Genomic DNA, 18,875 nt, shown 5'->3' on the forward strand with positions numbered 1-18,875 from the left:
TGGTTTGGTCGCTTAAGAAAAATACCATATGGTTTTCTTATATTCAAATATTCTTATTTTATACGATGAATAAAAGCGATATTCATTCTTTTGATAAAGATCTACCCACATTTAGTACAGAAGAGCCTAATTTTATAATATTTATTTTTTATAGCTGTTGTCAAAAAATTTGAGACCATATTGTTTCTTCATATCCTCCTATCCCAGATAGCATATGTTTGTTTCAAATTCATTTAAAAGACATCTCCTCTTTACAAATAAGATTATTGCCTATATGATTGAAAAGAGTAGGCACATATCCGATTGTAGTAAACAATAGAGAAAGATATAAAAAAGGCACTCTTTGATCCTACAATATTTTCATTAGCGTTAAATCCCTTATACCTTTTGCAGATAGAAGATTTAAAGCTAAAAACAATCATACGAATACCTACGAATCATTATCAGAATATGTAAATAAACATAGGGCTAGCTGCTTTCTGTTAAACTGTCAAATCATAATATCCCTACCAAAGGAGAACACCATGAAAAGAATAATTATTTCTATATTATTTATATTGTTAAGCGCATGCTCTACGAAAGATGAAAAAGCTCCTATAAAACCCACAGTTATAGAATACCCTACCTCCACCTTTGTCTCAGATGAAATACGAAAGAACAGTGAGCTGAATGAGCTTATTCGTTGTACTCTATCTCGCGATGAAAAAGAATTGAAAAAAGCAGCTACAGATATTGCTATGATAAAAGTCATTAGCATAGATTATTCAGATATGAACTTTTTCGATGCTGCACCAACTACCTACGGAAAATTCCTTGTTGATAAAACGATACATGGAACTATAAAAGAAAACAGCATTTACACTTATGCAAAGGAAGGGGGATTCATTCCTATCAATGAATATGAACAGATAAGAAACCCCGATTTTTATAATGAAACAACAAAGGAATACCGTAAAAAAAGAGAGAATCGCTATTACAATGCGACATTTGAACCTGATATAGAAATAGAAGCAGGAAAATGCTATCTCGCCCTGATGAGCTTTAATAAGGACAAGGATTTATATGCTTTTCTCGATATGGGCGATGGTTTAAGAGAGATTGACTTACCTGCTCAGAAGAAAGTAAAACACGAATCTTACGATTTAAATCAATTAAACGTTCGTAACAATACCACCGGTGATATGGAGTCTTTAAAATCAGTTATAGAAAAATTAAAGTAAACAATACAGATGACACATGCTATGATTTTCATGCGTGAATTGAATGAAAAGAATGATAAGCATTTTCATAAGCGATACGATAAAAACGGAAGAGAGCACCTATACTGTCTTCCGTTTTCTATTTGTGTTACTTACATAACAAATATTCAGTTTCTTTATACATTCTATTTACTTATATCTTAATCTTTTTTATAATTTCCTAAATATAGAATCCTTTTTCACACGAAATAACTCATCATAAGTTTATTTAAAACAATCGTACAGCAGTCAAATCATTCCCCGGTATACAACACTGCCTTACCGATTGTATGCAGCAGCTGAAGCTTATGCTTCACAACCCTATCAGCTGCATTCTGTGCATTCTTTAGAATAACATTCGGTTCATATTCCTGCGGATGTTTATCCATATAATGTTTTACTTCCTTAAAATATGCACTTTTTACATCACTTGAAATATTAACCTTACAGATCCCTAATCTTACAGCTTCTTCTACTTCATGATCCGGATTACCACTGCCGCCGTGTAATACCAATGGCAAATCTGTAGCATGCTCAATTTCTTTTAGTAATTCAAGCTGTAATTTTGGATCAAAGCCTTTCGGGTAGAGACCATGTGCTGTACCGATTGCAACAGCTAATGTGTCAATGCCGGTTTCTTCAACAAATTCTTTTGCAGTTATCGGATCCGTATAAATAATCTCACTCGTACCACCTTCAAAAGATACACCGGTAGCTCCAATCGTTCCCAGCTCTGCCTCTACTGAGATATGCAGGGGATGTGCAAGTGATACAGCCTGCTTCACAATTCCGACATTATCATCATAAGCAAGCCGCGAACCGTCAATCATGACGGAGGTAAAGCCTGCATGAATCGCCTTTATGATATGCTTTAATTCACTGCCATGATCCAGATGCAGAACACATGGTATGCTGGAATTAGACATCCGCAATTTCATCATCTGTATAAACTCTTCTCCGATATAAGACAATTCATCGGGATGCACTTCCATAATAACAGGTGCACAAAGCTCTTCCGCACAGCGCAGCACACTTTGAAATATATCCAGACTACTGATATTGAAAGCAGGAACTGCAAACCGATGTTCCTTCGCTTTTACCAGAAGCTCCTTCATATTATAAAGCATCAGATATTCCCCTTTTCCTTCTTAACCAGACCGAGCAGGACAGCACCTGCGATCGTACCACAGGCAATGCCAACGACCCACATAACCGGATTCGTAAACACATTCGGAATCAGCGTTGCCCACAGACCTCCATGCGGTACACGACATCCACAATCAAACATCAGTGAAAGAGTAGATGATACCGCACTTGCAGCCATAATACATGGAATTACACGAAGAGGATCTGCTACAGCAAACGGAATTGCTCCCTCTGTAATATTACTTGCTCCCAGTATCCATGCTGATTTACCAAGCTCACGTTCTTCTTTTGTATATTTTTTCTTAAATATGATTGTAGATAATGCCAGAGCAAGCGGAGGTGTTACACCACCAGCCATAACAGCCGCAAACGGCATATAATTTCCATCCGCAAAGGCAATCATACTGAAAGCGAAAATTGATTTATTCAAAGGTCCGCCCATATCAGCCGCCATCATACATCCGGTAATGACACCAAGTAAAACCTTATTTCCTGTACCCAGACTATTCAGCCAGCCCTCAAGTGCTTCCAGCAGCGCTGTTACAGGCGTTCCAATCACAAATGTCATCAAAAGACAGGATATTCCAACAGAAAGCACAGGTATAATCAATACAGCTTTGATGGATTCAATGCTCTTTGGAAGACGAATATACTTTACGAGATATAACGTGATATAGCCTGCGACAAACCCGCCGATCATTCCGCCTAAGAATCCAGCACCGATTGTCTTTGCAATCCAGCCGCTCATCAGACCAGCCGTAATACCGGCACGATCTGCAATGGAGAAGGAAATACCAGCTGCCAATACTGGCACCATAAGGCCCAGAGCTCCATCCCCTCCACCAATCGCATTCAATGCAGCCGCAAATGCATTATAGCTGTCACTGTCTTTTGAGGCTGAATCAAGACCCCAGATAAAGCTTATCGCAAGTAGAATACCTCCGGCAACAACGACTGGAATCATAAAGCTGACACCGGTCATTAAATGCTTATACACACCTGTCAGTCTGTTCTCCTCATTCTTTTTAGAACCGCTTGCTGCTGCGGATGCTTCTGAGGTATTCTTCAAAATATACGCATCCCCCAGATGCAGCGCCTCATCAATCACCTTCTCTGCTTCCTTTAATGCTCTTGATACATCAACCTCATAAACCTTCTTCCCGTAAAACCGATCCTTATTGACCCCTTTCCCCGCTGCGATAATGACGACGTCAGCCTGCGCAATATCATGCTCATTCAATGTATTCTCAGAGCCAAGTGCTCCCTGTGTTTCCACTTTTATTTGAATACCCTTGCTTTCAGCAGCTTCCTTGATTGCTTCCGCTGCCATATATGTATGCGCTACTCCAGTCGGACAGGTTGTAACTGCCACAAATCTTGTCATAGAAACTCCTCTCTTTCTCAATCATTTATGCAACAATCCATGGGGCCCTTCACGGATGGTTCGCCTGTTTTAATGAAGCATTAGTATCTCATATACATCAGATATACTCTTTGCATTTAATAACTGCTCACGAAATTCTTTGTGCATCAGCTTTGTAGCCAGTGAGCTCAGCATTCTCAGATGCTGTTCATTTGAATCTTTTGGTATTGCCAGCATAAACAACAGCTTCACCGTCTCATCCGATGATCCATACTGAAATGCCTTATCACTGCGTAAAAATGCAATACCTGCCTTACTCACACAATTACTGATTGCATGTGGAATCGCGGTTTCATGTCCTACATACGTACAGAATTCTTCCTCACGTTTATGAATGTCCTTTAAAAATGCTGATGGATCTGTAATATAGGCTTCTTCGTTCAAACAATCCGCAAGCATATGCAATGCATCTTCTTTGCTCTGTACATCTTTTTTAAGCAGTATACACTGCTTTACAATAACATCTTCCATACTCATCCGTTTCCACCCTCCATAATATAGTGCTTTAATATATCCAGCTTTTCCGGTCCATCGATCGTTCGGATAAGCTCACTTTTTTCAATACAGCTGTATAATCGCATAAAGAACCGCTTATTTTGCTGAATATCCGTAAATTTTAGAATGAGGAATAAAACAATATCAACCTGTTCATTACCCCAGTCTACCGGGACATCATTTCGTACAATAAATACTGCCGGCTTCATGATATGAGCATCATCCCCATGCGGAATTGCAATACGCTTTCCTATAGAAGTCGACGCTCTTTGCTCTCGCTCAAAAACCGTTTGCATATAGATATGATCACAATAGCCAAACTGCTCCGCTATTGACAGATATGTTGTGAAAATCTCCTCTCTGCTTCTTTGATGACTTTCAAAATACTTGAAGTCTATTGCATCATATGGTTCCTGCTTCACTTTTTTCTGAAGCCTTTGCGAACCGACTCTGAGAATCTGTTCAGATATATGTTGTATATCGTCTTCACCGATAAAATTACTGATACGAATCAGCTTTTCCATATATTCATGCTTTAAAAGCAGAGAACAGGTACTGATAATAAAGTCACAATCTTCCAGCTTGTGCTCATTCAGCATCAGACTGTTACAGGTATCATGAATCAGCAGATTATGAAAATGATTCATGACCTGCATAGATAACAGCTGTGTCTGTCCAACGCCCTCATCACTGACCAATAGAACTTTATAATACTGATTGCGGATATTCTTTTCATATATAGCGCAAATATATATGGTGATAAAACCTATTTCATCTTCATTTAAAGAGATGTTATAGCTTTTCTCAAATTGTGTAACATTGGTAAGAACCATAGAGTAGAATTTTCCATACTGCTGCTTAATCTTATTTAATACAGGATTATTGACCTTGATTCCGATATTCGAGCGCTTGACTGCCTGACATATATGAAATGCCAGATTTTTTATAAGATAATCAATTTCCTCGCTAGCCTGTAGATCAACCACAGAGCTTAACAGCTCTCTGGCAAGAATTAAGTATTTATCATCTACTTTTTTTGCATCCGTTTTCACAAAACGATTATTGATGCAGCGTCTCCATAAATAGATATAATCATTGTGATGTAGAAGCATGTGGTTTCTTTCAAACAGCTGAATAAATTCCTGAAAGTGCAAATTCATTTCACAGGGGTCTTCATGAATTCTATTGATATAGCTGCCTTGTCCGCTTCGATGACTGCTGATCAATATTTGCAGGATGATTTCCTTACTACCCTCATCAGTGAATTTTCCAACCAGCTCCTTCTGAATCTCCTTTACCAGAGATATCGCATTTTCAAGATATACATCAAATGCTATATCCTGAAGCACCCTCGCAACACCTTCATCAAAAACAATGCTTTTATGATGTGAATCCTTATAATAAACACTCTGATGTAATATGGTTCGTTCCAACAGCTGTCTACGACTAATTTCATCACCGGTTATACTAACACCTGCATTCTGTTTTCGGATCAGCTGTAATTGATATTGATGCAGCTGCTGTTGTAAGCAATCAAGATCCTGTAGCATCGTTTTACGGGAAACCAGATAGGTCTGTGATAGTTCCTGAATCGGCAAAGGAACGTCTGCCTTTAAAAGCTGCATCATTACGTTATTTCTACGATATTCTTCCTGAAAGGCCGGATGCTGTACAGCCCCGTTTAATTTATGGCGTAGAGAATCCAGTGCATCCTTTGTACCGTCCAGGTACATTCCTACATTCGTCTTTCTTACTAATATTACATCTGATCCCAGCATTGCATCTAAATTTTTAGCGTTAATTCTGTTCCATACTGTCTTTTCAGACATATGAAGCCGCTCTGCCAGTTCCTTGATTGTAATCGGCTTTTGAAAATCCAAAAGCAAACGGATGATATCTTCAGTACCTTTTTTCAGCAACTCCATCAGCTCCTATCATGTATTACATCAGATTCTCCTGTCTTAACAATGAATCCATGCAGCGAACGACATCGAGCGTAAGCCGCATATAATCCTTACCATTATCCGGATCATCCAGATAATCTTCGATATCCTTAATTTCGTATTCCAATGCCTGTTCTGTCTTCCCCTCCTGAATCAAAACTGTTTCACCATTCGGATAAGTAAGCTGTGCTTCCTGTGCGCGAACATAATTATATACTGTTATGTATGCCTTATCTCCTGCGATCACCCCTCGTTTTGGCAGCTTTGCCCGAAAGGTGATATTTGCATTTCCGATTTCCTTTTGGTCTGTTGTTACCGCGATGCCCCACATTTCATCTACACCGGTTGGATATTTATGCATTACGTGCTTGATATCGGTGATATTACCTTTCAAAAAATAGCGAAGGAAAGATAATGTGTAGGTGCCAATATCAAGCATTGCGCCACCGCCAAGCTCTTTTGAAAAAAAGCGGTTTGTCGGATCATCCTCTTTCAAGCTCCCAAGATCTGCTTCAACCAGCTTGATTTTTCCAAGAACGCCTTCATCAATCATCTCTGTTATTTTTTTGAACAACGGCATATGATAAATCGTCATAGCTTCACAAAGCAAAAGATTATGATCCTTGGCATAATTATATGCTGTTACCAGTTCTTCATAATTACCCCAGATTGCTTTCTCACAGAGAACATGCTTTCCATGCTGTAAACATTCCATTATATTTGTAAAATGCTGTGCGTTTACAGTAGCAATATAAACAATATCAATCGCATCATCCTCTAACAGCTCCTGATAGGAGGAATAAATATGAAGTACATCATATTTCCTTTGAAATGTCTTTGCTTTCCTCACATCTCTGGCTGCAGCACCATAGATGGGATGCAGCCTCACCATATTCTGTGCGAATTCCTCTGCAATATTACCTAGTCCGATTATACCCCAGTTTTTCATTTTATTTGCCCTCTTTTCTATAAATCTGCTTCATTGTATTCATAGCTTCTATTGTTATGAAGCGATTGGGATCCTGACAGCCTGCACGTACATATTCCTGAACCTTCTCTATCTCATACAAAACAGCCTGCTCGCGGCTTCCACACTTTATACTTTCTCTGTTTCCATCCGGATATACGATAGCCGCATGATCCCCTCTATGATAATCATAAACCTCAATGTATGCACGTTCCCCTGCTATAATAAGACGTTTATCCAGCTTGCTGCGAATGGATATGTCCAGACATGCCAGAATCTGCTGTGTGTTTTTCAGCAGAATTGTCCAGCGCTCATCAACCCCATATGGATGATCAAATCCGACCGTTGATACAGTTTCGATATCCGTTCCCATAAGCTGCAGTGCAGCACTCAGTGCATAGATGCCAATGTCCAGCAATGCTCCACCTCCACAGTCTTTTCGATAGATAGCCGCTTCTTCCTTTTCTTCTTTCAAACTGCCAAAATCTGCACGTATCATTTTCAGCTTGCCAATCTTACCATTTTGCATTATATTACTGATTTCTTTATATAAAGGCATATAGAAAATTGTATTCGCCTCACCTAGAAACAGCTTCTGCTTTTCTGCATATGCAAAGGCTTCCTGAGCTTCTTCAAAATTTGTAAACATGGATTTCTCACAAAGTACATGCATCCCCTTTTCCAGACATTGCATGATACATGAAAAATGTCTATGTCCATAAGATGAAATATATATGATATCTGCACAATCGGCAGCCAGCATATCCTTCAAATTCTTATATGCATGCATATTCTCATGCTTTCTTAGAAAGGCCGCAGTCTGCTCGTCATGCTCACATATAATACTATATGGCAACTGCATTTGTTCCAGTGCAGAAGCAAATTCTTCTGCAATCAAATCCAGTCCCCATATACTCCAGCGTAATTTTCTCACAAATTGTTTTTCCTCCTTACACCTAAAGTATATAGTAAAATTTTCAAAGATGGAGTGAGGAATAATTTTTCTTTTTACGATAATCCGTCGTAATACAAATCTGAATATGCATACAATGTGCATCACCAAAGTAGGCTATGTTATATATATTTTATTTGTATGGATTTCATAAATGAAGCAGCTATAATATAACGTAATTCCATTAAGTAAAACGAGGAATTGAAACCGTCGGTATCTTGTATAAATATGCTCAAGATGGAGAAGGAACGATACGTCTTCATCCAAAGGATTTCTTATGCTTCTCAGAAATACATGTAAAAAAAGAGGACCCCTGCTATAGAATCCTCCCCTTTTCATTTATCCACGATTACAGCTTCATCTCACTATACCTTTGTAATGACACACGATTTTTTATAAAATGCAATACCGTATCCAATCACATCCTCATATCCATTCGCTAACAGCCCCTCCATATATTTCTGCTGCCGGATTTGCTCACAGGCTTTTTGCGCCATTGCTCTTACTTCTGCCATTGATGCCGCAATTTTTAACTCCAATAGAAGTCCTCTATCCATTATAGAACGCGGCAAAATTGCGATATCCGCTCTACCTAAACCGTACTCCTTATTTGAAGCCACTATATAGTCATTCAACATTCCAAGCAGAAGTCCATGATAGAATTTCTCATCATAATCGAAATAGCTGATGCTTTGAAATAATACGTTATTTAATATTTCAGTTGCATTCCTTATCTGTTCTTTCCGTAATGCCTCTACAAAAGATGTACCATTATGTTCTACCTGTTCATTGAACCATTCACTGAATATAGACACATAGATTTGCTTGATTTCCTTATTGGGTATTGATAATTGATAAATCCTTTTTTCATTATCAACGCATTTCATCGCCTTTAGATAACCGGTAAATAACAGAAAACTGTAAACGTTGTTTATCTGATCCATTTCCCTATAGGTTATAGTATCCTTGATTGGTTTTTCTATCACCCCACCGGATACCAGTATATCAAACTCTTCCCGCATTTTGGGATTTGCTTCTTTTATATACCGGTAAATAATATCATTACCACTGGTGTTCGCCCAGAACGATTCCGGCTCATGCATATGCGTCTTATTCAGTTTTTCTATATACATTAAAACACTCCATGGATTATAGATATCACAGCTTCCAAACTGGTATCCGTCATACCATTCCTTCACTTTATCCCGATATGCCTCTGCCTGATAATCTGACAATAGTAAGTCCATTTCTTTTTGTGTGAATCCAAATTGCTGATTGGATGTATCATCGAAAATAGTAATGACCTTAAAATTATTCAATCCTGTGAAAATGGACTCCCTCGCTATTCTTAAACAACCTGTCAATATACCTTTCTCCAACGCATCATTGGTTTTTAATGCTGCACTGAGCATATTTTTTAGAAAAAAAACCATATCATCATAATAACCATTCAGGTAGGCACTTTGTAGAGGAACATCATACTCATCAATCAAAAGAACAACCTTTTTTTTCCAATGCTTCTCTAAACAACTACTTATAAATCGTAGTCCATTCTGAAGCTGTGCTTTATTTACTGTACCTGTTTTATATCTCTTTAATAAATCTCTATCCATTTCATCCAAATGCTCACTGATAAGCAATTCTTGATTCCTGCTTATAATTTCACTTAAAATAATTTGAAAATTATTTAACTGATCTTGAAAAGACAAATCTTTTAGATCCTTCAATGACATAAAAATAACAGGATATTGATTCTGATACTGCATTGCTTCCTTATCTTTTGAAATTTCTAATCCATCAAATAGATATGCATTATCCGCTTGGCGAATGGAAAAGAAATAATATAACATACTCATGTTCAAGGTTTTACCGAATCGACGTGGCCTGGTACAAAGAGCAACCTTTTCTTTCAATACATCACTAATAAATAAAGTTTTATCAACATAATAATAATCTTTATCTATCAGCTCTTTAAAATTCTCTATTCCAATAGGTATTTGCTTCATACAATCATCTCCTATTCTATAGGTTTATTATATCCCAAACAGATAGCAACTGCTATGAAAATAAATGTATTTCATGACAACTGACCACATTATTTAGCGCATACAGCTTCCATCAAAAATCAAAGAAATTTTGTAAGAGTGATTGCAATTCTCTTTCATCCCGCACGGTGAAATCAGCGTATTGATCAGACTCCTGTTGTCCATATTTATTCAGCCAGATAACTTCCCAGCCTGCTTTCTTCGCACCGATTACATCATTTTCATAGGAATCTCCGACATATAACCCGCTTTCACCTACCATATGGAAAATACGTTCATCCGGTTTAGAGATGCCTACCGCAGATGAAATGATCATATCCTTTTCCTCTATCCATTTCTCCAGTCCAAGACTTCTTATTTTCTTCAGCTGATGTTCGTATGGTCCATTGGTTATCAAACTGATTCTTACATCCCTGCTTTTCAAATAATTTAGTATTTCCACTAGCGTATCACTTAGGGAAATCTCATATTGTCCCTTCTGATAAGCAGCTTGAAAGCCTACTGCTTCCTCCTCCCTGATCAGAATGCCATGATCGTTTAATGCTTGCTGAATGCGTCCAATCTGCATAGCTTCAAAAGATATTTCTTTATTCTGATGCCGAAAAAACAATTCATTGCTACGAATGCGAAAGCTCTTATAAATCTCTCTCAGCTTTTCCTTTGACACCTTATGAATAGGATACAGTGCCTCCTTAAAGGGTGCAATCTGTTCATACAATGTATCATCCAAATCAAAGCATATATGCTTCAAACCTTCACGCATACTCTTTCCTCCCTATATTCTTTCCTATGTTTCACAATGTACCTGCTATGGTGATTGTATCCAGAATCCACACAGACGTCAAGCATTATATATGCGAGCGTATACGTACTCCTACATTACCGCCCGCATTGTGCAAGCAAGCAAAAACAGAAGTCGAATTTCAACTCCTGCTTCATCGCATTATTCAATTATGCTGCGAACTCTGCTCGTAATTCCCTTCAGATTATAGCATTCCGCATATTGCTGCAGCGGTCGCTTGATATGGTCAACAACAAACCGCTGTCCATCGATATGATGCTTTGCCAGATTCTCATACAGTGTCTGCAGCTCTTTCTTTACCTCCGCATCATTGAACGCATAGTGCCCTGCGATATCCAGAATATCCAGTGACAGCTTTTCATCCTTCAAAATATCGTCAACCTGCAGATTGCGCTGTTCACCAACCATCCATTTCCGCCAACGCTCTGTTTTAATTGCCTTTACCAGCAGCGTTTTTCTTAAATCAGATGTGTTATCAAGCAGGCCTTCCCGTTTCAGAATATCCTCAACCTCACACAGCTTGAGATATGCTCTGGTCTCCTCTGTTCCATATTGCGGTGCGACATTGCTTGCCGTCACATTTGCAGGGATATGCTCCAGCAATGTTACATCATCCAGATAATCTGCATTATGCTCCTTTAATCCGACACCGTATGCTTTTGCCATAGCAGCCAGATCATATGCATTATGGAAATTATAGGTTCCTACCTGCTCCGTTTTCCTGGTCAGTGTTCCTGTCTGCCCAACGATAAAGGTAGGCATCGGCAGTCCCTTAGCCTTCAGCTCTTTTTCCAGCTTCTCAATAAACTCACGATATTTTTCAGTCGACGTCAGTCCACCGTTGGTTTCCTCCGTACCGACCTCGTAGCCTATTTCCGGTAAGCCTCTGCGTTTGCGTTCCTCCTCGCAATAGGCAATCAGCTCTACTGTTCTCTGCAATACAACATCCAGAGGAATCACCTTTCCGATTTCAAAGGGATCCTTTGTCGGATCAATCATCAACAGATCAAAGCCGTTTTCAATATCCGCAAGATAGGACTGTCGTGCCAGCTTCATAGCCTCCTCCTCGCTCAGATGTGCATTGCGCTCATTATCTCTTTGCCAAGGTCCCCCATGATCCCTGCACAGGTAATACAAGCCATCAAATCCAACCTGCTCAGCAACTCTGCGGATATCCTCACGGAAGCGTTTCTGATCCCAGCCGTTTACATAACCGCCACCTAACGCATCCGCATCCACCTGATTCCGACTGGCGATAAACATCAAAGGAAAATCATAATCCTTCGCGATTTCAAAGCTTGCCTGCAACAGATTCGGTGACATTGGCCCGATACCCAGAAGTGTTGCACTTTCTCCTGTATCCTGTAATTTCAGTAAGCCCTCCACTACTTTCTTAATTGGTAATTTGTTCATATATATATCCGTTTCCTTTCGTTTTTTTCTATCCATTCAGCTCCTACAGCTCTTGCAGTTTCACCATCTGATGAAACCATGCGCTTCCTTCCTCCTGCATCGTCTGATGAACCGCTTTCAGAAGGCACAACGCCTGTTCCTGCTCTTCTTTTCTATACCACATTGTCAGCGGCTGCCCTGCATTTGTTTTGGCTCGCATTAGAAATACTGCTTTCAGATAGTCGGTACACTGCTTTCTTCGTTTATCAACGTCCACCAGCAGCACTTCATCTGCATAAACAAGAGCATGGCAATCCTGTGGTTCCCCTTTGCTTTTCCTGCATGTAAACTGCAATCCCGCTTTCTGCAGCTGGTTGCCTGTATCTTCATCCCTCATGAAATTTTCATCTGCATTCTCATCCCCTATGAATGTGAAATACGTTTGAGCTATGGCATGGTGTTTTAGATAAGACATGGCCATATCCACACCATCATTTCCCAATACAACAATCTGTTTCATACAGCCTATTTTATAGAGGCTTTGTTGTCCTCAGCAGCAGAGCGCTTGGCCGTCTTTTTTTCCTTATCCTCAAGATTTGGTTTCAGCAGCATCAGAAGCAGCGCTGTGACAACAACTCCGATTGCCATATCCAGTGTGTACAGCAATGGCTTGTTGGTTGCCGCAACAACAATCATTCCGCCATGAGGAACATAGCACTCGATAGCATGCATCATCGCAAGGCCGGCTCCAACTGCACTACCGCCCATAATGGCAGGCAATACATGCTTGATATCCTTTACTGCAAACGGTATTGCCCCCTCTGTGATACCAATCAATCCCATAAAGGCACTGGTAACCCCCAGCTGTTTTTCCGCATTATCGTATTTTCTTCGGGAAATGAAGGTAGACAATGCCAAGCCCAGAGGCGGAATTGCCACAGCGACACGGAATGCACCATTAGGTCCATACAGTCCCTCTGCCATAAGCGCCATTGTGAATGCAGAGGCTGTTTTATTTACCGGACCACCCATATCAAAGGCTGTCATGACGCCGATTACAATTCCCAGAAGTATGGCACTTCCTCCTTGCATTCCACTCAGCATGCCGGTTAATGCCTTCATCAGAGCACCAAGAGGTCCCACCAGAATGTAAAGATATGCAAGACAGCAAATCAATGCGGAAACAATCGGAATAATCAGGACAGGCATAATGGATTTGATCGTCGGTCCCACCTTCCAGCTTTTGATCCATTTACATACATATCCTACCAGGATTCCCATAATCATAGCTCCCAGAAAGCCTGTGGAAACATTGTTTTCACCTACCGGATTGTTTGCTATATAGCCCACGATCATCCCCGGTGCCAGTGCAGGCTTTCCTGCAAGTGAATATGCAATATAACCCGCCAGCATTGGAATCATCATCGCCATACCTGCAGAACCAATCGTATTGATATTCTGCATAAAGCCGTTTGTCACCTTCATGCCGTCACTGCCTGCTTCTCCGGTTGCCAGAGCGAATGCCAGAAATACACCGCCGATTACAACTGCCGGAAGAAAGTATGATACCCCTGTGTTAAATGCCTTAACTAAGTCTTTTCCTAAATTTTTAAACATAAGCTCTCCTCACTTTATTTAATGTTATAATTTCTCTGCCTGGTCAATGATTTCAGCCGGATCCCGTATGACAACAGACGGATCTATTTTAATGATTTTCCCCTCTTCTTCCTTTTCCTCGAAGCGTTCCTCTCCCTCAATACCGATGGCAACCGCCAGAATGACAGCATCTGCCGCTGCTATTTCTTCCTCATCCAGTTCATTTTCAATTCCCATGCCACCCTGTGTTTCCACCTTGCACGCATATCCTCGTTTTTTGCATTCCTGCTCGATGGCTTCCTGCGCCATGTATGTGTGTGCAATACCGATCGTACATGCCGCAACTGCTACGATTTTCATATACTGTTCCTCCTTACCTTTCATTTTCTAAAAATTTCATGCACTCGTAAAACGCATGATCTGTGCCTGCACTGCGTAATTCCTTTCGGAAATCTTCCTTCATCAAATGACGGCTAAGCATTGCCAGTATGCGCAGATGCTCTTTATTTCTGCTGGATAGCGGTACCCCTATCATAAACACAAGATCAACCTCATCATGATCCCACGTTACAGGCTGCATAAGATGCAGGCAGGCTACGAAGGACTCTCTGACTGCCACTGCTTCTCCATGGGGAATCGCAATTCCGAAGCCAACAGCTGTAGATGCTGTCTCCTCCCGCTCCAGTACCGCATGGATATAGCTGTCCACATCCGTGATTTTACCTGCATCCAAAGCCAACTGGCTTAAATGAACAATGATTTCTTCCTTAGTTTTAAACTGTACACTGGATACCTTTACGATTTCCGGTTCAAACATTTGACCACTCCTTTCCACGTCCTCATTGTATCGTCCACCAAAATTTTTTAAAATACCATCCGTCTTCCACAAGTAGTAGAAATAAAAAAACACGACGATATCTGTGCCGTTGTACACTCGCTATGATTGAACTTCTGTAAACCCGTTGCTTGCCCGTCCAAAACCACGTGTATTTTATTTTCTACTTTGAACAGAAGCAAATTGCTATTTCTTTTTCCAGAAAATCATTCTATTATGTAAATGGGAAATTCTATCTTGATAAAGCAGGAGGAGAAATCATATGAAAACATCTGCATTAGCTAAGTTTTTAAATCTTTTGGCAGAAGAAAGTGATTATCGTAAAACCAGTTATTTCGCAGAAAAACTCATGGTTTCAAATAAAACAATTTCAAATTATATCGCGGAGCTGCGTTATTACATGTTGGAATTCGGATTGGATATTACAGCAAAGCATGGCGTTGGTATCCGTATGGAGGGTGATATACGTACCATACAGCAGCTGCAAAACACCATACAGAAAAATGCGAGGGGCAGTCTTACAAGTGAACACAGACGTAAAAAAATAATGGAAAAGCTGCTGATGCAGGATGAAAGTATTTCCGTGCGCCGGTTATCCGATGAATTTTGTGTAAGCTCTACTTCCATCGTAAAGGATTTGGAAAAGGTGGAGCAGGAGCTGGCACAGCAGGACATTCTACTCCTTCGTACGAAATCCGGAACGCGCATCAGTGCTAAGGAGCAGCGGATTCGCAGCGCAAAGCGCAAGTTTATTTTTGAGGAAATCATGTCATTGACCCAGCAGGATCAAATCATGGATCTCACCCTGTGTACAAAGCTTTTATCGCGCTATGTAGCAGCTGAACAGCAGGCTGTCGCCCGCAGCATGATTGATATTGCACAGGAAAAGCTGGGCTTTCGTCTGGATACCAACTATTACGCTCAGATTTTTATATCCTACTCCATTTTTATTCAGCGAATCACAAAAGGATGTGAAATCACAGAAGCGCCTGCCAGACCGGTTGTCACAGAGCTGCATGTGCTGAAAACCTATCCGATTACAGAAGAGATCGTACAGTGGCTGAAGGAAGAGCATCACATCAGCATCAGCGATCTGGATATCCGCTGGGTCAACGCAAGGCTGTCCGGTGTTTATCATGAGGAGCGAAGGGAAACAGCAGACTATTCTCCCATCATTCAGGAAACCGTCGATGAACTGATTTCTTCATTCGATGATATCTTCAATGCGGATTTCTCTGGTGATGAAGTATTAAAAACCGGCTTATCCAAGCATTTTATTCCGATGATTGCGCGTCTGAACAATAACATAAAGATTACGCATCCCTTCATTATGCAGATTAAGCAGCAATATACCGCTATGTTCAGTGTGGTTTCACTGGCTTCCAGCATTTTAGAGAAAAAGCTTGGATTTACACTATCCGATGATGAAATCGGATTCATCCTGATTCACTTTCAGGCAGCACTGGAGCGTCACAACCTGTCAAAGAAAATTGCAGTCGTGTATAACTGCGGCCTTGCGAGTGCTATGCTGATTGAAAATCAGATTAAGATCAATCTTCCTACCTTCGATGTCATCGAGCTAATCAATATCCATGATTTGAAGAAGGAATATCTTCAGCATTTTGATTTCATTATTTCCACAATGGATTTGCATGTTTGTGAAATTCCCTCGGTCGTCATTTCTCCGGTGGCCCACAGTAGTGATATCCAGCGAATTGCCCACACCTATGAAAAGCTCATACGAAATGTAAAAGAGGCGCGCTTTCACTCTCTGCTTCAGGCGATCAGTGCGGATACAATTCTGGTTCATGAAACGTGTAGAACAAAGGAGGAAATTCTGGAGAAAGCAAATGCAATCCTTCTGGAAAAGGGATGTGTGGAACAAGCATTTTTTGAAAGTGTAAAGGACAGAGAGAAAATATCCTCTACGGAAATCGGAAACGGGATCGCGATACCTCACGGCTCTGATAAGTATGTTAGGCAAACCTCTATTGTTTTAATTACACTGGAGGATGCAATCCTGTGGAGAGATGATATGGTAAGCGTAATTTTATTTACCGCTGTTTCATTTGAACAGAAGGATACTATGCGAAAGCTGTTAAAAGACCTCTATCATCTGATCAGCTCTGAGAATTTCATAGAAAGAATTCAGAAAGCAACCTCGATTGAAGAGATCCTCGGCGTATTATATGGAAGAGGTCTGTAAGCATCCTTCGTATTGCAATGCGCCTATAGCGCATATTAAAAAGGTGAGATATCGGTATACTGCCTATGCAGATATCGTCACCTTTTCTTATTGTATAGCTATGCATGGGTGGTCAAAGCAACCGTATTGCTTAACAAAATTCTCACAGATAATTATTATGTTCTCTGTTCCTTCTGCGTTAATTTAAAATCTTGCAGTTCTTTACAGCTTCAATCATTGCCTCCCCTTACTTTCATTATTCCAGCATATCTTTGAATGGCTTGATATTAAAATCATCATAGGTTTCATAAGATGCTGTATAGGTGAATTCCTTTTTCAAGCTATTGAGCTGTGTAGTAGTAGAAGCAGTATAATATTTTAAATAGCCGTCCTTACTGACATGATATTCCAGCTTTTGATCCGTAATCTCATTTACGTCCAGCTTGCAGCCGTTGCGATTCAAGATATCCTCGCCGTTTTCCTCGGCTTCTTTTTTGATTCGCTCATTCATCTTATCCTGATCCGGCAGAGTCAATACATATACTACTTCTTTTTCAGATTCTTTCTTTTCAATATGAAAATATTCTTTATCCACATCACGAACTATCATATCAAAATGGTTCTTTTCATATGGGAATGCTTCTTTCCTTGGCACATTTTTCTGTTTGTTACGTTGATATGTCCGCTGTCCATCCTTTTCAGAAAAAGCCAGCTCGGTATAATAACCATTCACATAACACAAAGCCACACCATAGCGACCTGTCGCTTGCGGATCAGCCGCCTCCATGGCATAGAAATGTGTAATGCTCTGTTGATGATCAAAGTCATAGTCCGTGATAGCTCTGGTAGCTACTGCATTCACTTCCACCAGTTCTCCATCCTGACAATCCAGATCCTTTGTTTCTGCATACTGCCAGTCGATCCGCAAATTACCACGATCAACACTACGCTTGCTAGCAGCATTTAATTCTGTAAATAAGGAATCCTGCTCCTTTGTAGCATTGCCTTTCGAGGAATCCGCTGTCTTTGTTTTGCAGCCATACATAACCAGCAGCAGTATTCCTGCCATGATGATTTTTTTATATGTTTGCATAAGCCCCAACCTTTCTCTATTTCTCTACTTAAAGTATACCATTTTAAAAAACAAAAGATTAGTAGAAAATGATTTCTGATAGAGTAAAAAAGTTATGGAATAGAAAAAAGTAACAAACTCTGCTATAGTGATATTGACGATATACACAAAGGAGGTTTGTTACTTTCACTTAAACCTCCTGAGAGGAGGTCCTTGTATGAATAGTATATCACACGATCCCTAATTTGGGTCATGCATTTCTAAATAATTTTTTTCCATCTGTCTTTCATTTTATGGATTCTATCGATGGCCTCATGAATCCTGATTTTCCTTCCCTTATTTATGCTTCTTTAACCGATTGCCTTCAATGTGATCTTAATCATTTCGCTATTACGATTATCTCATCTGCTATACATTCTCTTGATCAATCGTTTCATTTCAGTCCTCAGCGCATCGCCGCTTATCATGTGCGTGGTAATCCTGTCAGAACATTACATACTGTTTTTGGTGACCTTACCTTTCAACGTACTCTTTATAATGATATCCATGATAAACATCATCTTTTTTGTTTTGTCGATTACGTACTTGGTTTGCCTAAGTATATACAATATGACCCTTGTATTCGTTCCCTTATCTTTGCCTATTCTCTTTCATTCAATTCAATGGAGAAAACGGGTATGGCTGTTGGTGACTTGATACAAGGGTTTTCATTAGGGTTTCATAAAAGAAAGTATAAAGCCATATCGAAACAAACTGTTTCTTATATTCTCCATACTTCTCCTTC

At 39.9% G+C, this 18,875-nt stretch carries 16 protein-coding genes; 2 read left to right on the plus strand and 14 right to left on the minus strand.

The genetic code is table 11. The features are described 5' to 3' along the window. Window positions 1–524 precede the first annotated feature (524 nt). Window positions 525–1,220: a hypothetical protein gene (locus NE665_RS09945; protein ID WP_117441791.1), complete on the plus strand. Its 696-nt coding sequence runs from the start codon at window positions 525–527 to the stop codon at window positions 1,218–1,220. 272 nt (window positions 1,221–1,492) lie between these two features. Here NE665_RS09945 and NE665_RS09950 read toward each other — a convergent pair whose 3' ends face one another. From NE665_RS09950 to NE665_RS10010, 13 genes are all read right to left on the minus strand, one after another. After that, window positions 1,493–2,365, minus strand: coding sequence for a ketose-bisphosphate aldolase (locus NE665_RS09950; protein WP_117441792.1), 873 nt, complete (start codon window positions 2,363–2,365; stop codon window positions 1,493–1,495). Continuing rightward, on the minus strand, window positions 2,365–3,768 hold the full coding sequence (locus tag NE665_RS09955) for a fructose-specific PTS transporter subunit EIIC (RefSeq protein ID WP_117441793.1): 1,404 nt from the start codon (window positions 3,766–3,768) through the stop codon (window positions 2,365–2,367). The genes NE665_RS09950 and NE665_RS09955 overlap by 1 nt, the downstream gene beginning before the upstream one ends. 69 nt (window positions 3,769–3,837) lie before the next feature. Further along, window positions 3,838–4,284 (minus strand): fructose PTS transporter subunit IIA, encoded by a 447-nt coding sequence (locus tag NE665_RS09960; protein WP_117441794.1) that lies wholly within the window; start codon window positions 4,282–4,284, stop codon window positions 3,838–3,840. Next, the gene (locus NE665_RS09965; RefSeq protein ID WP_178760097.1) at window positions 4,281–6,221 is read right to left on the minus strand and encodes a PTS sugar transporter subunit IIA; all 1,941 of its coding nucleotides are present in this window, start codon (window positions 6,219–6,221) and stop codon (window positions 4,281–4,283) included. The genes NE665_RS09960 and NE665_RS09965 overlap by 4 nt, the downstream gene beginning before the upstream one ends. Window positions 6,222–6,243: 22 nt before the next feature. Beyond that, window positions 6,244–7,194, minus strand: a complete 951-nt coding sequence (locus tag NE665_RS09970) for a Gfo/Idh/MocA family oxidoreductase (RefSeq protein ID WP_117441796.1) — start codon at window positions 7,192–7,194, stop codon at window positions 6,244–6,246. A 1-nt stretch (window position 7,195) separates the two neighbouring features. Then, window positions 7,196–8,146 (minus strand): Gfo/Idh/MocA family oxidoreductase, encoded by a 951-nt coding sequence (locus NE665_RS09975; RefSeq protein ID WP_178760096.1) that lies wholly within the window; start codon window positions 8,144–8,146, stop codon window positions 7,196–7,198. A 383-nt stretch (window positions 8,147–8,529) separates the two neighbouring features. After that, window positions 8,530–10,170 (minus strand): AAA family ATPase, encoded by a 1,641-nt coding sequence (locus NE665_RS09980; RefSeq protein WP_117441798.1) that lies wholly within the window; start codon window positions 10,168–10,170, stop codon window positions 8,530–8,532. Window positions 10,171–10,282: 112 nt separating this feature from the next. Next, window positions 10,283–10,972 (minus strand): HAD family hydrolase, encoded by a 690-nt coding sequence (locus NE665_RS09985; RefSeq protein WP_117441799.1) that lies wholly within the window; start codon window positions 10,970–10,972, stop codon window positions 10,283–10,285. A gap of 180 nt (window positions 10,973–11,152) precedes the next feature. Continuing rightward, a complete protein-coding gene (locus NE665_RS09990; RefSeq protein WP_117441946.1) occupies window positions 11,153–12,424 on the minus strand; it encodes a class II D-tagatose-bisphosphate aldolase, non-catalytic subunit in 1,272 nt (423 codons plus the stop codon). A gap of 43 nt (window positions 12,425–12,467) precedes the next feature. Further along, the gene (locus tag NE665_RS09995; protein ID WP_117441800.1) at window positions 12,468–12,923 is read right to left on the minus strand and encodes a hypothetical protein; all 456 of its coding nucleotides are present in this window, start codon (window positions 12,921–12,923) and stop codon (window positions 12,468–12,470) included. Between the two features lie 5 nt (window positions 12,924–12,928). Then, entirely contained in the window at window positions 12,929–14,020 is a 1,092-nt protein-coding gene (locus tag NE665_RS10000; RefSeq protein WP_117441801.1) for a PTS fructose transporter subunit IIC, read from the minus strand. 24 nt (window positions 14,021–14,044) lie between these two features. Further along, complete coding sequence (locus tag NE665_RS10005) at window positions 14,045–14,359, minus strand: fructose PTS transporter subunit IIB (RefSeq protein WP_117441802.1); 315 nt, start codon at window positions 14,357–14,359, stop codon at window positions 14,045–14,047. Between the two features lie 13 nt (window positions 14,360–14,372). Then, a complete protein-coding gene (locus tag NE665_RS10010) occupies window positions 14,373–14,816 on the minus strand; it encodes a PTS sugar transporter subunit IIA (protein WP_117441803.1) in 444 nt (147 codons plus the stop codon). A 280-nt stretch (window positions 14,817–15,096) separates the two neighbouring features. Between NE665_RS10010 and NE665_RS10015 the strand changes: the two genes are divergently transcribed. Next, on the plus strand, window positions 15,097–17,040 hold the full coding sequence (locus NE665_RS10015) for a PTS sugar transporter subunit IIA (protein ID WP_117441804.1): 1,944 nt from the start codon (window positions 15,097–15,099) through the stop codon (window positions 17,038–17,040). Window positions 17,041–17,275: 235 nt separating this feature from the next. On the opposite strand, the gene NE665_RS10020 is transcribed toward NE665_RS10015, so the two are convergent. Then, the gene (locus tag NE665_RS10020; RefSeq protein ID WP_233104577.1) at window positions 17,276–18,112 is read right to left on the minus strand and encodes a hypothetical protein; all 837 of its coding nucleotides are present in this window, start codon (window positions 18,110–18,112) and stop codon (window positions 17,276–17,278) included. Between the last annotated feature and the right edge of the window lie 763 nt (window positions 18,113–18,875).

This window comes from Clostridium sp. DFI.1.208 (assembly GCF_024463855.1).
GTDB lineage: Bacteria > Bacillota_I > Bacilli_A > Erysipelotrichales > Erysipelotrichaceae > Clostridium_AQ.

Bases quoted from the DNA above. Each gene is read 5' to 3' on its own strand.
- NE665_RS09950 (WP_117441792.1), bottom strand. From the start codon at position 2,365: ATGCTTTATAATATGAAGGAGCTTCTGGTAAAAGCGAAGGAACATCGG.
- NE665_RS09970 (WP_117441796.1), bottom strand. From the start codon at position 7,194: ATGAAAAACTGGGGTATAATCGGACTAGGTAATATTGCAGAGGAATTC.
- NE665_RS10010 (WP_117441803.1), bottom strand. From the start codon at position 14,816: ATGTTTGAACCGGAAATCGTAAAGGTATCCAGTGTACAGTTTAAAACT.
- NE665_RS10015 (WP_117441804.1), top strand. From the start codon at position 15,097: ATGAAAACATCTGCATTAGCTAAGTTTTTAAATCTTTTGGCAGAAGAA.
- NE665_RS10000 (WP_117441801.1), bottom strand. From the start codon at position 14,020: ATGTTTAAAAATTTAGGAAAAGACTTAGTTAAGGCATTTAACACAGGG.
- NE665_RS09995 (WP_117441800.1), bottom strand. From the start codon at position 12,923: ATGAAACAGATTGTTGTATTGGGAAATGATGGTGTGGATATGGCCATG.
- NE665_RS09985 (WP_117441799.1), bottom strand. From the start codon at position 10,972: ATGCGTGAAGGTTTGAAGCATATATGCTTTGATTTGGATGATACATTG.
- NE665_RS10020 (WP_233104577.1), bottom strand. From the start codon at position 18,112: ATGCAAACATATAAAAAAATCATCATGGCAGGAATACTGCTGCTGGTT.
- NE665_RS09960 (WP_117441794.1), bottom strand. From the start codon at position 4,284: ATGAGTATGGAAGATGTTATTGTAAAGCAGTGTATACTGCTTAAAAAA.
- NE665_RS10005 (WP_117441802.1), bottom strand. From the start codon at position 14,359: ATGAAAATCGTAGCAGTTGCGGCATGTACGATCGGTATTGCACACACA.
- NE665_RS09980 (WP_117441798.1), bottom strand. From the start codon at position 10,170: ATGAAGCAAATACCTATTGGAATAGAGAATTTTAAAGAGCTGATAGAT.
- NE665_RS09955 (WP_117441793.1), bottom strand. From the start codon at position 3,768: ATGACAAGATTTGTGGCAGTTACAACCTGTCCGACTGGAGTAGCGCAT.
- NE665_RS09945 (WP_117441791.1), top strand. From the start codon at position 525: ATGAAAAGAATAATTATTTCTATATTATTTATATTGTTAAGCGCATGC.
- NE665_RS09990 (WP_117441946.1), bottom strand. From the start codon at position 12,424: ATGAACAAATTACCAATTAAGAAAGTAGTGGAGGGCTTACTGAAATTA.